This window comes from Arthrobacter sp. BGA-UO-ETr-C19 (assembly GCF_059568005.1).
The window spans coordinates 255,902-273,199 of the sequence record NZ_JCAQPC010000012.1 but is presented as its reverse complement, the minus strand read 5'-3'; the positions used below and the strand labels follow the sequence as shown (position 1 = coordinate 273,199).

Annotated in this window: 17 protein-coding genes; 9 read left to right on the top strand and 8 right to left on the bottom strand. The window is 65.3% G+C overall.

What is annotated here, in order from left to right; translation table 11 throughout:
• Window positions 1-120: 120 nt before the first annotated feature.
• Both AC57BR_RS06845 and AC57BR_RS06840 read left to right on the top strand, forming a co-directional pair.
• Window positions 121-993 carry a PRC and DUF2382 domain-containing protein gene (locus tag AC57BR_RS06845; RefSeq protein ID WP_496359010.1) on the top strand — a complete coding sequence of 291 codons (873 nt, stop codon included), beginning with the start codon at window positions 121-123 and terminating at the stop codon, window positions 991-993.
• Between the two features lie 101 nt (window positions 994-1,094).
• The gene (locus AC57BR_RS06840) at window positions 1,095-1,805 is read left to right on the top strand and encodes a MarR family winged helix-turn-helix transcriptional regulator (RefSeq protein ID WP_496359009.1); all 711 of its coding nucleotides are present in this window, start codon (window positions 1,095-1,097) and stop codon (window positions 1,803-1,805) included.
• 118 nt (window positions 1,806-1,923) lie between these two features.
• Here the strand turns inward: AC57BR_RS06840 and AC57BR_RS06835 are convergent, their stop codons facing one another.
• Together AC57BR_RS06835 and AC57BR_RS06830 are read right to left on the bottom strand one after the other, a co-directional pair.
• Complete coding sequence (locus tag AC57BR_RS06835; protein WP_003802764.1) at window positions 1,924-2,133, bottom strand: hypothetical protein; 210 nt, start codon at window positions 2,131-2,133, stop codon at window positions 1,924-1,926.
• Window positions 2,134-2,221: 88 nt separating this feature from the next.
• A complete protein-coding gene (locus AC57BR_RS06830) occupies window positions 2,222-3,370 on the bottom strand; it encodes a hypothetical protein (protein WP_496359008.1) in 1,149 nt (382 codons plus the stop codon).
• A gap of 129 nt (window positions 3,371-3,499) precedes the next feature.
• Between AC57BR_RS06830 and AC57BR_RS06825 the strand changes: the two genes are divergently transcribed.
• Together AC57BR_RS06825 and AC57BR_RS06820 are read left to right on the top strand one after the other, a co-directional pair.
• The gene (locus AC57BR_RS06825; protein WP_496359007.1) at window positions 3,500-3,682 is read left to right on the top strand and encodes a hypothetical protein; all 183 of its coding nucleotides are present in this window, start codon (window positions 3,500-3,502) and stop codon (window positions 3,680-3,682) included.
• Window positions 3,683-3,768: 86 nt separating this feature from the next.
• Complete coding sequence (locus tag AC57BR_RS06820) at window positions 3,769-4,005, top strand: hypothetical protein (RefSeq protein WP_496359006.1); 237 nt, start codon at window positions 3,769-3,771, stop codon at window positions 4,003-4,005.
• 215 nt (window positions 4,006-4,220) lie between these two features.
• Here the strand turns inward: AC57BR_RS06820 and AC57BR_RS06815 are convergent, their stop codons facing one another.
• On the bottom strand, window positions 4,221-4,682 hold the full coding sequence (locus AC57BR_RS06815) for a DUF4383 domain-containing protein (protein ID WP_496359005.1): 462 nt from the start codon (window positions 4,680-4,682) through the stop codon (window positions 4,221-4,223).
• A gap of 175 nt (window positions 4,683-4,857) precedes the next feature.
• Between AC57BR_RS06815 and AC57BR_RS06810 the strand changes: the two genes are divergently transcribed.
• A complete protein-coding gene (locus AC57BR_RS06810) occupies window positions 4,858-6,177 on the top strand; it encodes a cell division protein PerM (RefSeq protein WP_496359036.1) in 1,320 nt (439 codons plus the stop codon).
• Window positions 6,178-6,198: 21 nt separating this feature from the next.
• Here AC57BR_RS06810 and AC57BR_RS06805 read toward each other — a convergent pair whose 3' ends face one another.
• Window positions 6,199-6,642 (bottom strand): hypothetical protein, encoded by a 444-nt coding sequence (locus AC57BR_RS06805; RefSeq protein ID WP_496359004.1) that lies wholly within the window; start codon window positions 6,640-6,642, stop codon window positions 6,199-6,201.
• Between the two features lie 39 nt (window positions 6,643-6,681).
• Between AC57BR_RS06805 and purN the strand changes: the two genes are divergently transcribed.
• Together purN and AC57BR_RS06795 are read left to right on the top strand one after the other, a co-directional pair.
• Window positions 6,682-7,272, top strand: a complete 591-nt coding sequence (purN, locus tag AC57BR_RS06800) for a phosphoribosylglycinamide formyltransferase (RefSeq protein WP_496359003.1) — start codon at window positions 6,682-6,684, stop codon at window positions 7,270-7,272.
• Between the two features lie 327 nt (window positions 7,273-7,599).
• A complete protein-coding gene (locus AC57BR_RS06795) occupies window positions 7,600-8,346 on the top strand; it encodes a putative endonuclease domain-containing protein (protein ID WP_496359002.1) in 747 nt (248 codons plus the stop codon).
• Between the two features lie 60 nt (window positions 8,347-8,406).
• On the opposite strand, the gene AC57BR_RS06790 is transcribed toward AC57BR_RS06795, so the two are convergent.
• The 3 genes from AC57BR_RS06790 to AC57BR_RS06780 form a co-directional block, all read right to left on the bottom strand.
• Window positions 8,407-9,153, bottom strand: coding sequence for an exodeoxyribonuclease VII large subunit (locus AC57BR_RS06790; RefSeq protein ID WP_496359001.1), 747 nt, complete (start codon window positions 9,151-9,153; stop codon window positions 8,407-8,409).
• Window positions 9,054-9,716, bottom strand: coding sequence for a hypothetical protein (locus AC57BR_RS06785; protein WP_496359000.1), 663 nt, complete (start codon window positions 9,714-9,716; stop codon window positions 9,054-9,056). The genes AC57BR_RS06790 and AC57BR_RS06785 overlap by 100 nt, the downstream gene beginning before the upstream one ends.
• A 357-nt stretch (window positions 9,717-10,073) precedes the next feature.
• Window positions 10,074-11,426, bottom strand: coding sequence for an MFS transporter (locus AC57BR_RS06780; RefSeq protein WP_496358999.1), 1,353 nt, complete (start codon window positions 11,424-11,426; stop codon window positions 10,074-10,076).
• Between the two features lie 215 nt (window positions 11,427-11,641).
• On the opposite strand from AC57BR_RS06780, the gene purH reads away from it, so the two are divergent.
• A complete protein-coding gene (purH, locus tag AC57BR_RS06775) occupies window positions 11,642-13,312 on the top strand; it encodes a bifunctional phosphoribosylaminoimidazolecarboxamide formyltransferase/IMP cyclohydrolase (protein WP_496358998.1) in 1,671 nt (556 codons plus the stop codon).
• A gap of 284 nt (window positions 13,313-13,596) precedes the next feature.
• Here the strand turns inward: purH and AC57BR_RS06770 are convergent, their stop codons facing one another.
• Window positions 13,597-14,598, bottom strand: a complete 1,002-nt coding sequence (locus AC57BR_RS06770; protein WP_496358997.1) for a trypsin-like serine peptidase — start codon at window positions 14,596-14,598, stop codon at window positions 13,597-13,599.
• Between the two features lie 371 nt (window positions 14,599-14,969).
• Between AC57BR_RS06770 and AC57BR_RS06765 the strand changes: the two genes are divergently transcribed.
• A complete protein-coding gene (locus tag AC57BR_RS06765; RefSeq protein ID WP_496358996.1) occupies window positions 14,970-17,189 on the top strand; it encodes an NADP-dependent isocitrate dehydrogenase in 2,220 nt (739 codons plus the stop codon).
• Window positions 17,190-17,298 lie beyond the last annotated feature (109 nt).

Genomic DNA, 17,298 nt, shown 5'->3' with positions numbered 1-17,298 from the left:
AGGGTGCGGCAGATGCCGTTCCAAGGCGGCGACAGTGTGCCCTAACCTGCCGCTTCGCCGTCGTCGGCCTCAGCGTGTACAGCCAAATGTGAACACGAAGTCAAACTCCAAGGAGACAGCATGCTCACCAAGGAACATATCGACGACCTGCTCAACAAGAACGGAAACATCCTCTCCGCAGACGGAGACAAGATTGGTTCCCTCGGCCAGGTTTATGCGGATGATGACAACGGACAGCCCACTTGGGTGACAGCTCGGACTGGGCTTTTCGGGACGTCGGAGTCGTTTATTCCCCTCGAGGGAGCACGGCTTGAGGGATCCGACATTGTTGTCCCGTACAGCAAGGACCAGGTCAAGGACGCTCCGCGCGTGGACGCTGACGGCCACCTTGACCCGTCAGAAGAGGACCGGCTCTACGAGCACTACCAGCTAAACGGCAACGTGACCTATACCGAGGCTGCGAACGGGCACCGCGCCGACTCCGGCCGGACGGCCGGCCAGTCCGGTGCCGGCCTTTCCGCCACCGAGCGGGATGCGGGGTTCGCTGCCGCCGGCAGCGGTGGAACATACAGCGCTGCGGATGACAGGCTCGATCGTGATACGTCTGGACTGGCCGACGGCGACGCCATGACCCGTTCGGAGGAGCGCGTGAATGTGGGCACAGAAAGGCAGGCCGCCGGCCGGGCCCGTCTGCGCAAATACGTGGTGACCGAAAACGAGACCCGGACAGTTCCCGTGCGGCGCGAGGAAGTACGGTTGGAGCGCGAACCGATTACGGAAGGAAACCGGGACGAGGCGCTGAGGGGACCGGATATCAGCGAAGCAGAACATGAGGTGGTGCTCCACGAGGAACGTCCCGTGGTGGACAAGGAAACTGTTCCCGTCGAGCGGGTCAGGCTGGACACGGAGACAGTCACGGACGAAGTGACGGTCGATGAACAGGTCCGCAAGGAGCGCATCGAGACCGACGGCGTCGAGGACACCCGCCGTTAACGTGCCTTACGCCGGGGCCGGGTTACCGGTCCCGGCGTTGCGGCATTTTGGGCTGGCGGTGTTGCCAGTACGGGCTCAAAGGGGAAAGAAGGTCTAAACCGATGGTCCCGAATCCTGACGCGGAGCAGTGGGGGCCTCATCAGTTGCTGTCCATGGCCGCCCGGCTTGTTCAGCGCAGGCAGGACCAGGCTTTGGCTGAACTCGGCCTCACCCACGCCGCGGTCATCGCGCTCCAGGGCCTCCTCGACGGTCCGCTTAATCAGGAAGAGTTGGCCGCTGACATCAAGGTTCGCAGTCAGTCCATTGGCCGGGTCCTGGCGCGGCTTGAGGCGGCAGGACTCGTGGCGCGCGAGTCGAGTTCGCTGGACAGACGGCACAACGAGGTATCCATTACGGAGGCAGGCCGCCAGATACTGGAGGCGGCACGGAAAGCTGAGCAGGAAGCACTTCCTCCTGATGTTGTCGAGGGTACCGTCCTGGGCCGAGAGCTGGCGCGTGTCATCAGTTACTTTCCCGGCCGTGCCAAGGCGGTCTCGGCTCAGCACCTGGGTTCAACACCGGCCGCTGCCGGCGACCCGGCGGTAGGGGACACCGCGGAAACCAGCGCCCCCGCAGCGGGCCCGCCCGCGGAAGGGACGACGCCCACAGAGGGTATTCAGGAGGCTTCGGGCACTGACACGTCTGCGGAACCTGCCTTGCGGGCACCGGCCTCTGAAGCAAAAGAGGCCGGACAGGACGCTACGCCGGCGCCGGAGGACCGGGCCGGAACAGGGCAGAAGTCAAACGGCCTGGGCGACTCCGGCGCTGAGTAGGCCTATTGCCTTGGGTAGGTGTTTCGGTCATTGAGGCAGGACAAGTGTCGCCGCGCCGCGCGCGGCGACACTTTCCTGGTTGGCGAATGCCGGTCCGGGCTCAGGGCCGGACCGTACTCTAGCTTCGCTGCTGCATCGGGTCGGGCCAGTTGCCGATGAGGCCGGACATGGGGTCGGGCCAGTTTCCGATCCGGCCGCGCATGGGGTCGGGCCAGTTTCCGATCCGGCCGCGCATGGGGTCGGGCCAGTTTCCGATACGGCCGCTGTGGGCTCCGGACTGCGGACGAGACGGGCGAGGGGCAGCAGACAGCGGGGCGTGCGTAGACATGACATATTCTCCTGACTGAACTGGTGGTCCTTGCGCAGGGTTGCGCAGGTGGTCTTTTCTGCCCGGAATGCGGGCAGGGCTGACCTGTTCAGTCGGGGGAAGACCCCGGATCGAAGGCTGGGCTGTCGGGAAGGTCCTGGGCAGCATCGAACGCCCGGGCCCCGGCGTGCAGTGGCGTCCGGTCCCAATCTCCGGCCACTTCAGCGGCCTGGGCGCCGGAGCCTTCGGAGCCTGAGGAGGAGTTCCCCGACGTTCCCTCATGCACGGCAAGGGACTGAAAATGGCCGTCGCCGGGCCGGTGACCAACGTGTATTTTCTGGGTTGCGGGGCTGGCACCTGCCGGCTCTCGCTGCCCGGGCGTGGTCATCTGAAGCTCGGCCAGCGAGCGGCCCGTGCCGGCGAGCGGCAGGCCGGCGCCGGTAGTGGATCTGGCCGGAACTGTTGTGTTGGCCGCTGTTGCCGACCGCTCATGGTCCGCAGACTTTGCAGTGCTCGCCCCCGGCCGAACCGGGGACGGCGAAGCGGCTGGAGGCGGTGCAGAGGGATCTTGCGGGTTGCCTCCGGCGCCGGGGACCGGCATCGGCGGCGTAACTCCCGGTACGGGAGCCGCGGGCAGCTCCGGCGCCGGCACTGATGGGACCGGCACTGACGGGACAGGCACAGATGGGACCGGCAGCGACGGGACCGGCAGAGTAGGAACCGGCAGCGAAGGAATAGCGGGCATACCTGGCCTCACGGGCAGCTGCGGCACCGCCGAAACGATGTCTTCCGCGGCCGAAACCAGGCTGTCCGCCTTGTCGAGCACGGGTGCCACATTAGTGGTCACGGAGTTGAGTGCCGTCGATGCCTCGTTGATCACGGTGCCGGCCGTGTCCGCCACTGTGCCGACCACAGCCGACACAGGCTTGGTGACCGCGGCCGTAACGTTGGGGGCCGCCGGCAGGACCGGAACGACCGGAAGCAACTTGGCCGCAGGGGCCACTTGGGGAGCCGCAGAAGCCGGCGGAGCAGACACCGCCGACTTCGCAATGGTAGCCGCGGGCTTCTTGACAAGGGAATCAGCGTTGAGGGAACCGGTATCCAGCGAAACAGCGCCAACCTGACCGCCCGTGACACTGTCCCCGGAGGCTGCACCGGCGGACGCTGCGCCCCAAATAATCCAGGCTAACGCCAGGAGAACGGGCACCAGAAGGGCACGTACAACCGCAGACTTGAGAACCCACAAGCTGTTGCCCATCCGAATCACCCCCCAGCGCGGTGGGAGACCAGAATATGCCCGGAGCCCGGTTCCGTCCAGAGGAAAAACATTCGCGCATGATCGAGGGGGTGGGAACGCTCTAAAATTGAAGCAGAAGGTGCCGTAAGAATGTCAGGATCCATCGTCGTCGTCCTTGTGCTGTTGACTGTAATTGCCGTCGTCGCCATTGCGGCCACAGTGCTGGCCGTCCTGCGCGACGGGCGCGGTGAAGTCCGCACGGAACCGTCCGAGGAGCCGTGGACTGCCGGGAATCTGCCCAGTGAGCCCTACGTCCAGATTCGTTTCAAATAGCTGTCACCGTACTTCGGGCCGCGCCTGGCCTGCTGGAACGTAGCCCTGGGCGTTTCGCTGGCGGAGGGGGACAGTGGGCCGCAATCATGGCACTCTGGACCGTCTGCGCCGTGCTGCTCTTGGCAGCCGTGGTCCTCGCTGCTGGCCCGTTGTCCGGCACGGATCCGAAAACCATCTCCCTGCCGCTGGCTTTTGCAGGCGGGGCCGTCATTGCCTCCCTCGCGGACACCCTGATGCCGGAGGCCTTCGAGCACGGCGGGCCCGCAGTGGCGCTCAGCACGACGGCCGGGTTCGTGCTCTCCTTCGTTCTGTCCCTTGCGTGATTCCTGCAAACCGGCCGAGTCCTCTTCGGCCGGCCAGTCATTGCGGGCAAGCAGCAGCTTTTCCGCACAAAGAGGTTCCACACAAAGAGGCTCCGCACGAAGTTGGTGCAGCCGCCCACGACTTGCGTGGCCGCCTGCACCAACCGGTAGTACGAATACTCAGATTAGATATCTATTCATTCGCGGCTCCTAGTTCCCGGCGTTCGCGTTCCGGGCTATTTCCTGTCCTCGACCGAATGCCGTGAAAACATCCAGCCAGCGGCAATCATTAATACACCAGCCACCATCATGGTCCAGTTGTCCAGCATATTCAGCGACAGGAAGTTGGCCGCCGAATCCACTCCGACACTGAGCCCGTAGATGCTAAGGACGAGGTACAGCCCACCGGCTCCCATGAGGAACCTCCGGGCACCCATCTCGCCGCGGGACATGGCCCAGCCGGTTGCGCCAATGACCAGCTGCACGATGTTGAGCAGCATGGATACCTGGAACAGGCCGAGGAACATGGCGTGCGAATCAGGCCCAAGGAACATCAATTCGCCATACCGCGCGGTGATGCCCGGGATAAACCCCAGCACACCGACCACCATCAAGACAATACCTACACCCATGCCAGCGTTCTGGACGTCAGTCCTGCCAAAGTGGACGCCGTGTGCATGTGGGGATGCGGTAGTCATTTTCTGCCTCCAACCACTGAATGCGGACAACCTCATTTTACGACGGGCCTCCCGAAAAAGCGCCCGCAGTCGAGCCTGCCGTGTACCGGCGCAGGCGCATTCCCGTCCGAATTCTCGCGCTGTTGAGCCTGTCGAAAACGTTCGGGCCGGACCCCGCATGGCACGATGGGAGGCGATGAAACTGCGTGCTGACCAGACCGGAGACCGTGGCCTACCCATGCCCCTGTGGCTGCAGGGCGGGCTTGAGTCCGCGCAGGCGGCCATCATTTCCGCGCTGGTGGTCATCGCCCCCATCGTTGCAGTGTGGGCGACCTCGGGTTTCGGGAACGCAGGCCTCGATGTCCTGGCCCGGCTGGCCGGCCAGGCGTGGCTGGTCATCCACGGGGTGCCCCTGTATCTCACCACCGTGGGGGAGGGTGCTGCCGCGAGGCCGGAGACCGGCACACTGTCGCTGCTTCCGCTGGGCCTCACCCTTATCCCGTTCCTGCTGGCCTGGCGGGCGGGCAGGCGCCTGGCAAGGGCGTCGTACACGGACCAGCTGTGGCAGGCGCTGCTCGGCTCGTGGCTGGTCTATGCAGGTTTTGGCATCGCCACCGGGTTCATTTGCCGGACCGAGGACGTTGAGGTTTTCCTGTGGTGGGCGGGACTTCTTCCGCTGGTTCCGTTCGGCCTCGGGATGGTGATCGGCGCCCGGCGGGAGGCCGGTTCATGGAGCCGGCTGATCGGCGTCGACGCCGTGGACTGGATCGCCCGCACCAGCCAGCATTCGCGGTGGGCGGGATCATATCTGGCCTCGGCAGCCAAGGCGGGCTTCGTGGCCGTCATCGCGGCGCTCGCCATCTCCTCGGCGTTGCTGGCCGTGGATCTTTTCATCCACTGGAACCTTGTGGTGGCGGTCTATGAAGCGCTCGACGCCGGACCCGTAGGAGGCGCCGCCCTCACCATTGCGCAGCTCGGCTTCCTGCCCAACATCGCCGTCTTCGCCCTCGCGTGGCTGACCGGCTCCGGATTCGCGCTCGGCGCAGGCTCCCAGGTGGGCCCGCTGGGAACCGCCGTGGGACCGCTGCCCACTATCCCGGTATTTGCTGCGATCCCCTCCGGCCCGCTCGATTTCGGGCCGGTGGCGCTGGTGGTTCCCGTGCTCGCCGGAGTCCTGGCGGGCTGGTGGTTCCTGCGCGAAGGTGAAAACCACTTCGATGAATGGCTGTCCATCAAACTCCGCGTCCGATGGCTGACCGCCGCCGCGTCCACGCTGTTCCTGGCACTGATCGTAGGGGCCGCTGCCGGTGTGCTGGCCGCAGCCCTCGCGTGGCTGGCGCGCGGCTCGGCCGGCATCGGCCGGCTAGCGGAGATTGGCCCGGACCCGTGGTGGACGGCAGTCTGGCTGGCAGCGGAAGTGGGCATCGGCGTCGTAATTGGGTACGCTGCGGGACCGTGGCTGGAACGCCGGCAACTGCGGGACGCCGAGCTGGGGACTGCCCCGAGCAGTAAATAAGTCTTCCGCGCCGGGGCGGCTCTAGCGCACAGGTTGCCTGAGCGGTGCGGGCAGCGAGTTCTCCAGCTGGACCCGGCATTCCGTGCTTGCCTTGCTGGTCAGTGCCTGGCGGGAGCACTGCTGGAAGTCCCGTACCTGGTTGAAGAACAGCGCCGAGGTAAGGACCAGGAGGATCATGACGGCGGTAACCACCAGGCCGGAGATGGTGCCGAAGAGCACCAGTTTGGATTCCTTGAACCGGATGGCCCGGATGAGCACGATGATCCCCAGCGCGATGCCGGCCGCGGTCAGAATGGCCGTGAGCCAGAGGTAGGCGATGTCCAGCTGGAACACGAAGAACGCGCCCAGTACGGCCACAATGAACATGCGGAACAGCGTGTGCGTCTTCTGGAGCGAGGCTTTGGCTTCCTCGCTGAGCGGACGCGCGGTCCGCTGCGACCCCTGGGGGCCCGGAGTGGGGTTCATGTTTTCCAGCCTACGCGAGCGGCCGCCTAAGCTTGAGCAATGCGCATAGTAGTCCTCGTTTCCGGAACCGGTTCCAACCTCCAAGCCGTCATTGACGCCGTTCAAGCCGGGGACCTCGATGTTGAAATCGCCGCGGTGGGCGCGGACCGCCCGGGAACCTACGGCGTGGAGCGGTCAGCCGCCGCCGGGATCGACACGTTCGTGGTGGACTTCAAGGCATACCAGGACCGCGCGGAGTGGAACGCCGCGCTGACGGAAGCCGTTGCCGCGTACCAGCCCGATGTGGTGGTGTCCTCAGGCTTCATGCGGATCGTGAGCCCCGAGTTCATTGACGCCTTTGACGGAAAATACCTCAACACGCACCCCGCCCTGCTGCCGTCCTTCCCCGGCGCCCACGGAGTCCGCGACGCCATGGCCTACGGCGTGAAGGTCACGGGCTGCACCGTCCACTGGGCCGATGCCGGCGTGGACACCGGGCCCATCATCGCGCAGGAGGCGGTGGCCATCGAGGACGCTGACACCGAGGAAACCCTGCACGAACGGATCAAGGTGGTGGAGCGCCGGCTCCTGGTCTCCACGCTCGCGTCGCTGGCTGCGGAGTACGCTTCCGCGGCGAAGTCCCCCAACTAGCTCGCATTTAATGTCGTTTTCAGCCCTCAAAACGACAACAACTGCCAGTCAGTTGGCCTAGCGGCACATTGGCCTGTGGATAACCGCGGAAGCGAGTTCCGGATTTGCGACCATGGTCCCGTGAAGACCCCTCGTCCTCTTCCCGAGTCACTGGCCATAGCCCCGTTCACCTGCCAGGAAGCGGCCGCCGCCGGTGTCAGCCTGCGGCGGCTGCGGCATGAAGCGCTGTACACACCCAGCCGGGGCGTCAGGGTACCCAATTATGGATCCGCCGCCCTTGCGCCGGCGGAGCCGTGCACGCCGGAGACTATTCGACCGTTCACGCGGGTGACCGAGTTTTCGGCCGCATCCCACGCCACCGCCTTCACCTTCTGGCAGTTCCCTGGGTTCCTGCCCGGTCAACAGGATCCGCGCGTCCACATCTCCCGGCCGGATACGTTGGCCATTCCCCGGCGCACGGGCGTCATCGGCCATGTGGGACAGTTCTTCGACGACGAAATCGTGTGTGTTGACGGACTGCTGGTGACGAGCAGAGTCCGGACATGGCTGGACATCGCACGGAAGATGACGGTTGATGAGCTGACCGTGGTGGCAGACCATCTCGTGCGAATTCCCCGGCCCGAGTTTGAAGCCAGAGAAGAGCCGCACTCAACCCTCGAGCAGTTGGCCGACATGCTGGACAGGCACAAAGGTACGCCGGGCATCCGGAAGGCGAGGCTCGCCTTGGACTTGGCACGTGTCGGTGCAGATTCTGCGCCGGAAACGCGGCTGCGGCTGGCGTTAGCGCAGGCTGGCCTGCCGGAACCGTACCTGAACGTGCGCACCGAACTGTGTTCCGGCGTCGTACGTCAGCCCGACATCGGCTATCCCGAACATCAGGTCGCCGTGGAATACGAGGGCGAGGGCCATTCTCGGGCCGAGCAGATCATTCGGGATATAGCCCGGGAGGAGGACTACAGCCGTGCAGGCTGGCTGGTCATCAGAATCTCGAAGCGCCACATGCAGAACGATGCTCGGCCCGCCGTCGCGAAAGTCCGCGCCGCGCTGCTCAGCAGGGGCTGGTCACCCAAGTGAGTCGCAGTTGTTGTCGTTTTGAGGGCTCAAAACGACAACAACTGCGAGTCAGTTGGGGAGCTATAGCGGGGTGTGGTGGCGAAGTTTGCGCAGACCTCTGATGGTACGGACCCTTTTGATGGCGAATCGCCATGTATCCGCATTCGCGGGCGGGCGCTTCATGGGCGTCGCCGATGGACGCGTGGTGTTTCGTCTCGCCACTCGTTGTCTGAGCACCAGGGCTGCTCCGAGTAGGGCGAGCGAGGTCGCGTACAACCATTGCTCGGCTGGACCTCTATCGATCCGGAGTAGGCCCATAAGCTCATGGGTGCCAGCGATCAGCGTGGCGACTGCGACCAAGGTGGCCGCTGTTGCCAGCCGCGAAATGAACCGAACCCGCTGCATCGCCGATTCCAGGAGGTCCTGGTTATGAGCAGAGGTTGCCCGGTGCACATCCGCGCTGCGCTGCATCTGGGAAAGGTCTGTATCCCGCAGGGCCTTGGCCAACTTTTTCTCCAGGCATTGAACCTCGGTCTTCAGGTCACGGATCTTTCCCGTGAAAGTTGCCCGTTCGGCCGTCTTTGCGGCGAGGTCCGCCTTCCGCTTTTCCTGCGCAGCAGCCTCTCGGACACCGTTCCTCTGCCGGTATTGCTGGTAGTCCAACGCGTTTCCAATTGCTTCCGCTGCTGCCGTCGGCGTCATGAAAGACAGCTTGGCGGCTCGGTCCGCTAAAGAAACATTGGCATCATGGCCAACCGCTGTTGCCACGGGGACGAGAGAGCGGTGAATGGCAATGGCGAGGTCTTCACGTTCGTAGCCACGGAGCATACTCCAGTGACCCCACCTTGAACGAGAAGGACCAGATCGATTTTTTGGCGGTACGCGTCGTCAAGATGCGCCTGTACGGTTCGTATATTGCCACCAAGGGTCCAGGACAGAGCACGGTAGACGACCTTCGGCGAAGAAGTCCTACTATTGCGGAGACGCCGCTCAAAATCGCCAATGCCCTGGGCCCCCGCGGGCCCCAGAACCAGTACGCGCATAGGCTTGCGATCAAAGTTGCGGAAGGCGGACTTGGGGTTGTCGTGAGTGAAGCTCTCGCACAAACGTTCGCTGGCCACGCCAGCCGCCATCAACGCGGCCATGGCCTTCTTGTCCTCCAGGTAGAGGCTACCGTGACGCACGAACTCCGGCTCGATCGCCACCACGGTCACGCCTACCTTGCCGTCTTTGCCCAACCACGTGGTCCCGGTCAGTTTGAGCGTCATTCCCGCCGTCATGGCTTGTTCCAGGGCAAGTCCGGTTTCTTGCAGCTTTGAATCGATCTTGGGAGCCTGGCCCTCCCAGATTGTGCAGGACAGAAAGTCCATGCCCTTCGGAGATACAGACACGAGATCAAAGTTCCATCTGTCTCCTGTTTGCCGCGGTGCGACACACTATCCCTGCATGGCCACTTCCGCCCGGCGAACTCGATTCCCAACCCAGCCTCGAACTTCGCTGACAGTGCTGTGATCAGGCCTCGAACCTGAGGACGTCTCATTCGCAGTCATTCGGCCTCCCAACCATGGCCGGAGTCGGTCCCCAGCCTTCCTGCCGGAGATTAGCCGCTGCCTCCGACATCAGAGCGGTCCGGCGCAACAGCTTCTCGCTTCCGGATGCGTGGCCCGTAACCCAAGTGACTCGCAGTTGTTGTCGTTTTGAGGGCTCAAAACGACAACAACTGCGAGTCAGTTGGGGGACAGAGGCACCTACTCGAGGCGGCGCTGGCGGGTTTCGGGGGAGAAGAACGCCATCCACAGGACGGACAGGACCACCAGGCCGCCGGCGAGGGCGAAGGAAGTGGCGAGCCCCAGCTGCGGCCAGAAGTAGTTCGCGAAAATGAGCGGGCCGAAGCCTGCCCCCAGCCGCGAGAACGTGGACGCCCAGCCGAAGCCACTGCCGCGCAGCTCCGTGGGGTACAGCTCGGACACGTAGGTGTAGAGCACCGGGATGGCCACCTGCACCACGAACCCGAACACCAGCAGCCAGAACACCGCCGCCGTGGGCACGTCCACCACGAACGCCACAACCACCAGGATGAGCGCGGACAGCGGTCCCGTGATGGCCAGCAGCCACTTGCGGCCCACGCGCTCAACGAGCAGCGCTGCCGCGATCACGCCAAGGAGTCCGACGGCGGCCATCCCCGCCGTCGTCAGGAACGCCTTGTATTCGGCGAACCCGGCGCCGATCAGGATCCGCGGCATCCATGTGAGGGACAGGTAGTAGACCAGCAGGATGCTCATGAACAGCGCCCACGCAGCAGCCGTGATCTTCCAGTTGAACTGCCAGACCCCGCGCAGCTGCTGCCACGCGCTGCCAGCGGAAAGCCGCGGTACAGCCTGCGGCTCGGGCAGGCTGTAGGCCCGGGCCTCGGCGCCGGTGGCCTCCACCAGGCTGTCAATCACCCGGGCGGCCTCCTCACGGCGGCCCTTGCGGATCAGGAACAGCGGCGACTCGGGAACGCTGCGCCGCACCCAGAACACCAGCAGGGCAGGCAGCACCATAACGAGCATGGTCAGGCGCCAGTCGGCAAAGGCGGCGACGAGCCAGGCGGATACGAACCCGCAGAGCGCCGCACCCACAGGCCACCAGCCGTCCATGGCGGTGAGGACCCTGCCGCGCTGCCGGCGCGGCGTGAACTCACCCACCAAGGCGTAGTCCACGGGAATGCAGCCGCCCAGGCCGAACCCGGCCATGAAGCGGAACACGCAGAACCAGAGGAAGTCGGGGGAGAAGGCGCCGAGGACCGTGAAAAGCGAGAAGATCAGCAGCGTGGCCGTGAAGGCCTTCCTGCGCCCGATGGTGTCCGCGATGGTGCCCCAGATGAAGGCACCCAGCGCCATGCCGATCAGATTCGCCGTGCCGATCCAGCCGGCCTCGCCCGGGGTGAGGCTCCAGTGCGTGGACAGCAGCGGAATGAGGATGCCGTTGAGGGTGACGTCCCAGGCATCGAACATGAATCCCAGGCCGCCGATCACGAAGATCCGGCCCTGCACTTTCCAGCGCCACGGCAGCTCCTGGACTACCTGCTCGCCACTGGGCACAGCGGTGTAAATGTTCATCTCGGCCTCCTGCTTAAACCTTACGTTGCGCATGCCCCGGGAGCGCCCGCCCCCACGCCCGCCCCGGCGCCCGCCCCCACGCCCGCCCCCGCGTCGGGAACAGCCCGGCCTTCACACTGGGCCCGCCAGCAGGAGGGGGTCCGTCGACACGATAAACTGGGCCGTATCCCCACCAACCGCGGCACATCAACCGCGAGATAAAGACGGAGACTTTTGTGAGCTTGACGCAGCTTGACCGTGTTCCCATCCGCCGGGCCCTGATCTCGGTATACGACAAAACCGGTCTGGAGGAGCTCGCCAAGGGCCTGCACGCAGCAGGCGTCAAAATTGTTTCCACCGGCTCGACCGCCAAGAAGATCGCTGCGGCCGGCATTCCGGTCCAGGAAGTCGAAGAGGTCACCGGTTCCCCCGAGATGCTCGATGGCCGGGTCAAGACCCTGCACCCGCGCGTCCACGGCGGCATCCTCGCCGACCGCCGCGTCCCCGCCCACATGGAGACCCTCGCCAAGATGGAGATCGAGGCCTTCGACCTCGTCGTGGTGAACCTCTACCCGTTCGTGGAGACGGTCAAGTCCGGCGCCGCGCAGGACGACGTCGTGGAGCAGATCGACATCGGAGGGCCCGCCATGGTGCGCTCCGCCGCCAAGAACCACGCCGCCGTCGCCATTGTGGTGGACCCGACGTTCTACGGCGACGTGGTCCGCGCCGCCGCTGAAGGGGGCTTCGACCTCAAGACCCGCCGCCGGCTCGCCGCGAAGGCGTTCGCGCACACCGCCACCTACGACACCGCCGTAGCCACCTGGACCGCCAGCCAGTTCCTCGACGAGGACGGCGACGGCGTCATCGACTGGCCTGCCTACGCCGGCCTCGCGCTGGAACGCTCCGAGGTGCTGCGCTACGGCGAGAACCCGCACCAGCAGGCCGCTCTCTATGTCGACAAGGCAGCCCCCGCGGGCATCGCCCAGGCAGACCAGATCCACGGCAAGGCCATGAGCTACAACAACTTCGTGGATGCCGACGCAGCACTCCGCGCCGCCTACGACTTCGCCGAGCCCGCCGTGGCCATCATCAAGCACGCCAACCCCTGCGGCGTGGCAGTGGCGTCCCCTGACGCTGCAGACCCGATCGCCGACGCCCACGCCAAGGCCCACGCCTGCGACCCCGTCTCCGCCTTCGGCGGCGTCATCGCGGCCAACCGCACGGTCACCGCCGGCATGGCCCAGACCGTGGCCGGCATCTTCACCGAGGTGGTCATCGCCCCCGGCTTCGAGCCCGAGGCGGTGGAGATCCTCTCCAAGAAGAAGAACATCCGCCTGCTGGCGCTGCCCGAAGGCTACGGCCGCTACCCGGCCGAAATCCGCCAGGTCTCCGGCGGTGTGCTCGTCCAGGTCACCGACAAGGTAGACGCGGACGGCGACAACCCCGCCAACTGGACTCTTGCAGCCGGCGAAGCCGCTGACGACGCCACGCTGGCCGACCTCGCCTTCGCCTGGACCGCCTGCCGCGCGGCCAAGTCCAACGCGATCCTGCTCGCCTCCAACGGCGCCGCAGTGGGCATCGGCATGGGCCAGGTCAACCGCCTGGACTCCTGCAAGCTCGCCGTTGAGCGGGCCAACACGCTGGGCGTGCAGGTCGAGTCAGACGTCGAAGGTGCCGGCGGCGCCACCAACGCCGATGCAAGCGGAGCACCCCAGCGCGCACGCGGCGCAGTGGCAGCCTCCGACGCATTCTTCCCGTTCGCCGACGGCCTTCAGATCCTGATCGACGCCGGCGTGAAGGCCGTGGTGCAGCCCGGCGGCTCGGTCCGTGACGAGGAAGTCGTCGCTGCGGCCAACGCTGCGGGCATCACCATGTACTTCACCGGCGCCCGCCACTTCTTCCACTAGTCCCCACCGCCTCGGCGTGCGCCAAGGCAAAGCTTCCACTCCGGAAGTAAAGCCCGACGGCGGCTGCCCCCTTAAGGGGACGGCCGCCGTCGGGCTTTAACTTGGGCTACCTTCTTTCGGCTTGGGGCTCCCATCCTCCGGATCCGGCAACCGGATGTCCCGGGGGACCGCTTCGGCCATCCGTTCCGGGGTCCAATAGGACAGGATCTCCTCAGGCGCCTCGCTGACGCTGTGGCTCACCACATCGCCCGAGGAGCCCGCGTCATCCTTATTTCCTCTGGGCACTATTTCCTCTGTGCAGTGTCGTAGACCTTCATGGTGGTTGAGCCCCAGAACGGCCCGAACATCGTGGTGGAATTCGTTCCATAGCCGTAACTGTTGACTGAGTTCTGGAAGCCGTCCGCCCCGCTCACAGCGTCCGTGTCGCCCTGGGCGAACCACGGGCCGCCCGAGGAACCGCCCGTCATGTCGCACGAAATGCCCTGGGAGTTGAACTGCGGGTTGATGGTGTCATCCCGCGCCGTGCCCGTGCAGCTGACCAGGGTCTGGCCGGTGAACGGGGCCGCGGCCGGGTAGCCAAACGACTTGTATGTCAGGCCGCGGGGCTGGTTGAACTCGACGCCGGACGCCCCCACCACGTCGGCCAGGGACTTGCCTCCCACCCGGGCAACCACGGCGAAACCGGTGTCGTACCGGATGTCGCCGCCGGACGTCCAGTTCCGTGCGGCGTGCAGTGACCGGGCCGGCCACTGACCGTAGGGGGCCTTCCCGTTGACGTAGCCGGGAACGAAGACCCAGTTGGTGGCGAAGGCGCCGGGCCCCTCATTAACGCAGTGGCCAGCTGTGGCCACGAGGCTCTTGTTCTGGGCAGCGATGGAGTTTCCGGAGCAGACGTAGTTGTTTCCGGCGAGGGTGAAGAAGACCTTGCCGACGTGCTTCACCGGGGCTTCATTTGTGTGCAGGGCAGTGGTGACCGGGGTCTGCGCGGCGGTGCCGGCAAATCTCGTTAAGGCTCCCGACTCCACTGCGGCATCGGACGAGGGGCCTTTGTTGTCCTGCCGGGCCACGGCCTTGGCAGCCAGCACATCGCCGGGAACGGCGGCGCGCATGCGCTCGGGTGTCCAGTAGCCCTGCGGGCTGGACACGGGGGTGCTTGCGACCTGCAGTTGAGTTGAGTCCTGCGACGTTGCAGAAGAGGCCGTTGCGCCGCCGATGGCGCTCAGTGCCAGCAGCAGGCCTGTGGAAAGGCTCAGAAGGCTGCCGGCCAGAGTCTTTTTGCTCGTCATTGCGGTCCTACCTATCAGGTGGGGCGGGCCTGGGAGGCACGCCGGGTGACTGATTGACCTACCCGGGGATGACAAGCTCTGTTAGTAACGTTTCAAGTTTTGTTTGCCAGGTAGGGGTGGTGCTGATCTGCCCCTGCCGCAAGGGGTACAACTCAGTTCAGCCGCCGAAGCGGTATTCCTTTATGAGAGAAAGATTAGAGCTCCTCCGCGCCGGGGACAATGGATAGTGTGGCGGAAGTCACGGGAATGGGGTCATGGAAGGGCATCCGGCCGTCCGGGTAAGGTTCATCCGGTACACCTCGGGTAAGTTAAAGGTTGGTGAAATAGCCGGAATACCAGATACAAGCCGACCTTCAGGGAGACGCCCGAGCATGGCCAAAATTATCTATACCCACACCGACGAAGCGCCGATGCTGGCCACATATTCGTTCCTGCCGATCATTGAGGCGTTCGCCTCCACGGCAGGTGTGCAGGTGGAGACCCGCGACATTTCGCTGGCCGGCCGCATCATCGCCGTCTTCGGCGACTACCTCACTGAAGAGCAGCGGATCGGCGACGCCCTGGCTGAACTCGGTGAACTGGCGAAGAAGCCGGAAGCCAACATCATCAAGCTCCCCAACATCAGCGCATCCGTGCCGCAGCTGAAGGCCGCCATTGCCGAGCTGCAGTCGCAGGGCTACAAGCTGCCGGACTACCCGGACAACCCCACGTCCGACGAAGAGACAGCCATCCGGTCCCGCTACGACAAGATCAAGGGCTCCGCCGTGAACCCGGTCCTGCGTGAAGGCAACTCCGACCGCCGCGCACCGCTGTCTGTCAAGAACTACGCCCGCCAGAACCCGCACTCCATGGGTGCTTGGACCCCCGAGTCCAAGACCAACGTGGCACACATGGACGCCGACGACTTCCGCTCCAACGAGAAGTCCGTGGTTATCCCGGCCGACGGCACCATCGAAATCCAGCTGGTCCGCGAGGACGGCACCGTCAAGGTCCTGAAGAAGGCCTTCCCGGTCCTCGCCGGCGAGGTCATCGACGGCACCGTGATGCGCGCCGCCGCCCTGGACGAATTCCTGGCAGCACAGGTTGTCCGCGCCAAGGAAGAGGGTGTGCTCTTCTCCGCACACCTGAAGGCCACCATGATGAAGGTCTCCGACCCCATCATCTTCGGCCACGTGGTGAAGGCTTACTTCTCCGAGCTGTTCGACACCTACGGCAAGCAGCTTGCCGCGGCCGGCCTCAGCGCCAACAACGGCCTCGCCTCCATCCTCAACGGACTGGAGGAGCTGCCCGAGGACGTCCGCGAAGGCGTCCAGGCCGCCATCAAGAAGGGCCTCGAAGAAGGCCCGGCAATCGCCATGGTCGACTCCGACAAGGGCATCACCAACCTGCACGTCCCCAGCGACGTCATCGTGGACGCGTCCATGCCCGCCATGATCCGCACCTCCGGCCACATGTGGGGCCCGGACGGCAAGGAAGCCGACACCCTGGCAGTCCTCCCGGACAGCTCCTACGCCGGCATCTACCAGGTTGTCATCGACGACTGCCGCGCCAACGGCGCCTTCGACCCCACCACCATGGGCACCGTCCCGAACGTTGGCCTCATGGCCCAGGCCGCCGAAGAGTACGGCAGCCACGACAAGACCTTCGAGGCCCAGGTTCCCGGCAAGATCCAGGTGGTTGACGGCTCGGGCAGCGTCCTGATCGAACACGAAGTTGCCCCGGGTGACATCTGGCGCGCCTGCCAGACCAAGGACCTCCCCATCCGCGACTGGGTGAAGCTGGCCGTGAACCGCGCCCGCGCCTCCCAGACCCCCGCTGTGTTCTGGCTCGACGAGACCCGCGCGCACGACGCCAAGCTCATCGAGAAGGTCCGCGAATACCTGCAGGAGCACGACACCGAGGGCCTGCAGATCGAGATCCTGTCCCCGGTGAAGGCCACCGCCTTCACCCTGGAGCGCATCCGCAAGGGCGAAGACACCATCTCCGTCACCGGCAACGTGCTCCGCGACTACCTGACGGACCTGTTCCCGATCCTGGAACTGGGCACCAGCGCCAAGATGCTGTCCATCGTTCCGCTGATCAACGGCGGCGGCCTCTTCGAGACCGGTGCCGGCGGCTCCGCCCCGAAGCACGTCCAGCAGCTGCTGAAGGAAAACCACCTGCGCTGGGACAGCCTGGGTGAGTTCCTGGCACTGGCCGTCAGCTTCGAGCACCTGGCCACCACCACGGACAACGCCCGCGCCCAGGTCCTGGCCGACACCCTGGACCGCGCCACCGGCACGTTCCTGCTGGAGAACAAGTCCCCGAGCCGCAAGGCCGGCGAGATCGACAACCGCGGCAGCCACTACTACCTGGCCCAGTACTGGGCACAGGAACTGGCCAAGCAGACCGAGGACGCAGAACTGGCAGCCTCCTTCGCATCGGTCGCCGACGCGCTGACCTCCAACGAGGAGGCCATCGTTTCCGAACTGCTGGGCGTCCAGGGCCAGCCGGTGGACATCGGCGGCTACTACCGCCCGGACGCCGAGAAGGCTGCCGCCGTCATGCGGCCGTCCGCCACCCTCAACAAGATCGTCGCCAGCCTGAGCTAGGTCTCCGGCCCCGCGGCCGAGCTACCGAGCTACCGAGCTGAGAAGCGCCCCGCCACTCGTTGGAGTGACGGGGCGCTTCCTTGCTTGCCGGGGACTGCCCGCCTGAACC

Coding starts and splice junctions, on each gene's coding strand:
- AC57BR_RS06845 (WP_496359010.1), top strand. CDS start 121: ATGCTCACCAAGGAACATATCGACGACCTGCTCAACAAGAACGGAAAC.
- AC57BR_RS06840 (WP_496359009.1), top strand. CDS start 1,095: ATGGTCCCGAATCCTGACGCGGAGCAGTGGGGGCCTCATCAGTTGCTG.
- AC57BR_RS06835 (WP_003802764.1), bottom strand. CDS start 2,133: ATGTCTACGCACGCCCCGCTGTCTGCTGCCCCTCGCCCGTCTCGTCCG.
- AC57BR_RS06830 (WP_496359008.1), bottom strand. CDS start 3,370: ATGGGCAACAGCTTGTGGGTTCTCAAGTCTGCGGTTGTACGTGCCCTT.
- AC57BR_RS06825 (WP_496359007.1), top strand. CDS start 3,500: ATGTCAGGATCCATCGTCGTCGTCCTTGTGCTGTTGACTGTAATTGCC.
- AC57BR_RS06820 (WP_496359006.1), top strand. CDS start 3,769: ATGGCACTCTGGACCGTCTGCGCCGTGCTGCTCTTGGCAGCCGTGGTC.
- AC57BR_RS06815 (WP_496359005.1), bottom strand. CDS start 4,682: ATGACTACCGCATCCCCACATGCACACGGCGTCCACTTTGGCAGGACT.
- AC57BR_RS06810 (WP_496359036.1), top strand. CDS start 4,858: ATGAAACTGCGTGCTGACCAGACCGGAGACCGTGGCCTACCCATGCCC.
- AC57BR_RS06805 (WP_496359004.1), bottom strand. CDS start 6,642: ATGAACCCCACTCCGGGCCCCCAGGGGTCGCAGCGGACCGCGCGTCCG.
- purN (WP_496359003.1), top strand. CDS start 6,682: ATGCGCATAGTAGTCCTCGTTTCCGGAACCGGTTCCAACCTCCAAGCC.
- AC57BR_RS06790 (WP_496359001.1), bottom strand. CDS start 9,153: ATGCTCCGTGGCTACGAACGTGAAGACCTCGCCATTGCCATTCACCGC.
- AC57BR_RS06780 (WP_496358999.1), bottom strand. CDS start 11,426: ATGAACATTTACACCGCTGTGCCCAGTGGCGAGCAGGTAGTCCAGGAG.
- AC57BR_RS06770 (WP_496358997.1), bottom strand. CDS start 14,598: ATGACGAGCAAAAAGACTCTGGCCGGCAGCCTTCTGAGCCTTTCCACA.
- AC57BR_RS06765 (WP_496358996.1), top strand. CDS start 14,970: ATGGCCAAAATTATCTATACCCACACCGACGAAGCGCCGATGCTGGCC.